The following is a 2,290-nucleotide window of genomic DNA, read 5'->3' as shown; positions in this document are numbered from 1 at the left end:
GATCGAGTTGCCCGGCGGCCCGGAGTCTGCCCAGCAGGACTTCATGCAGTTGTTGCCAGACGCCGGCGTCGTTCCAGTCCCGCAGCCTGCGCCAGCACGTCATTCCGACCCGAACCCGAGTTCCTGGGGTAGGTACTCCCACGGGATCGCGGTGTAGAGCACGAACAGGATCCCGCACAACACCTTGCGGTCATCGAGAGGCTTACGGCCCGGAAACCGACGCCGCCTGGGCGGACGGGGTGGCAGCAGCGGCGCGATCTCGGCCCAGAGTTCGTCCGAGACGATCCACGGCGGCTGCTCACCCCTCCTCACGCTCAGACAGAACGACCCTCACGTCCCGAGGACACGCCCAACATCATTTCGTTAGGAACTCTTAGTCAGCTACGACGCCCACGGGACGGAGATCGACAGGCGCCCGCTGTTCCAGGCCGAAGACCAACTCGAGCACTGCTACACGGGTCCGGATGGCAAGCGGATCTACGGCAAACCGACCAGCGACTGCCGTCCCGCCGAGAAGTGGAGGCGTTAGCCACGATCGGAGGCTGACCGCTACCCGGGACGTGGGTCGTCACTCGCGAACCAGCCCCGGCGGCAATGCGTCCTTGTTGAGTCGGACCTGGCGGGCATTGGCCGCCGGGTCATGTTCCAGGTGTGGATCAGTGGTGCCGGGCCGCCGACGCAGGTCCAGGTGTCGTCCCAGAGAGCGGAGACCAGCCATGACCGGTCGGCGGGGAAGAACAGGTCGGGTAGCGCGCCGTGCGGGTGGCGGATGTGACCACCGGCGCGCCAGGTGAGGGCTTGCTCGGGGCCGGCCTGGACCAGCACGTACGGCCAGTTCCAGTAGAGGAACACCCTCGGGGCGTGGGGGAAGACGACGTCGTGGGCGCCGGTGTCGAGGTAGGCCAGCCACCATGGCTGGTCGGAGGTGTGCGTGGTGAGGTCCTCGATCAGGGCGTGCTCGTAGGCGGTGGCGTAGGCGTCGAAGATCGGCGGGATGGCGGTGGTGATCGAGACGCCGGCAGTGGTGTGCCCGGCGATCCAGCCCACGTCGGCGGCAGTGCCGACGCACCAGCCCCGCCCGTCCTTGCTGACCTGCACACCACCATTCAAGCCGCTGCAGCGAAGGTTGGCGTGGGAATCAGGCCGGTCAAGGAACGGCGGCTCCACAACCCCGTTTTGGGCAGTCACGCCGTACGCCTTCCCCGCGCTCGATCGATCCCCGGCTCTCGCGCATCGTGTCCGAGGCGCCGGCCAGCGACGGCGGAAGGCTCGGGGTTGCCGCGCCCGCAGGGCCGGGACTGGGGATGGCTGCCTTTGCCGACACCTCGGCAGCGTCGGCTGAGCGCCGTGCTTCGCTACGTGAGCCACGCGACACCACCCAGGACAGCGCACCGCCACGACCACGCCACCCAGGGCAATGAGCACGGTGATGACATTGAGCCAAGTCACCTCATCCACGGTCGCGGACTCTACCTCCGACATGGACTTTCTCGACGGATGCGGCCGACTGCCGACTGCCGACTGCCGACGTGTGATCCGACAGCTGATGTGCGACGCAGCTCTGCCAGGTGATGTGCGACGGATGGTCTAGGAAACTGAGGTAGCGATCCGCGGTCGCTGGCCTTTGATGCTACGGACTGGCTGGGTGGTGGTGCGGCGGATGACCTTGGTGTCGCCGTCGGTGAGTTCGACGGCCAGGGTCGTTTCGGAGACGGTCACGGTGACGGTCTGGTGGCGGTGGAGTCGGCCGAGGGCGACTTTCTGGCCGGCGACCATGATGATGCCGCTGTTGGAGGCTCGCCGTTGCACTCGGACGGGTTCGATCGAGGGGCGTGGTGGTGGTCCGGCTGGTCGGGTGCCGCGGAGGCGTTTCATCTGTTCGGGGCGTAGTGGGTTGGGGCGGGTGCGGAGTAGTTCGCGGGTGTCGAGGTCGTAGAACATGAGGGTGGTCGGTTCGATTCGGATGCCGACGCGGCGGCCGGCGAGGATCTCGGCGGCCAGGACGATGTGTTGGCCGAGGGAGACGCCGCCGCCTCGGTTGACGCAGCGTTCGACCTCGACGGCGTCGCCGTCCTCGATCGGGGGTAGTGGTGATGGGCCGGCCGGGACGGCGCCTTGCCGGACGAGGGTGGCCAGGTCGTTGACGCTCAGGTGGGAGCGGACGGTTTTGATCCGGATGCCGGCGATGAGGATGTGGATAAGGTCGCAGTCGGCCCAGATCCGGGCCACCATGCCGGCCCGGTGGGTGCCCATCCAGAACTGGCGTTGACACACCATCAGGTTGCCCGAC

The 2,290-nt window shown here is 67.5% G+C and carries 1 protein-coding gene and 2 pseudogenes; all 3 read right to left on the bottom strand.

What is annotated here, in order from left to right; translation table 11 throughout:
- Positions 1-285, bottom strand: a pseudogene (locus tag Vgi01_RS30225) (transposase); the annotation flags it as partial.
- A 264-nt stretch (positions 286-549) separates the two neighbouring features.
- On the bottom strand, positions 550-1,098 hold the full coding sequence (locus Vgi01_RS30220; RefSeq protein ID WP_239089267.1) for a hypothetical protein: 549 nt from the start codon (positions 1,096-1,098) through the stop codon (positions 550-552).
- A gap of 489 nt (positions 1,099-1,587) precedes the next feature.
- A pseudogene (locus Vgi01_RS30215) lies at positions 1,588-2,290 on the bottom strand (IS481 family transposase); the annotation flags it as partial.

The sequence above is a fragment of the Micromonospora gifhornensis genome, assembly GCF_016863515.1.
GTDB lineage: Bacteria > Actinomycetota > Actinomycetes > Mycobacteriales > Micromonosporaceae > Micromonospora > Micromonospora gifhornensis.
This window is presented reverse-complemented; position numbering and strand designations above follow the sequence as displayed.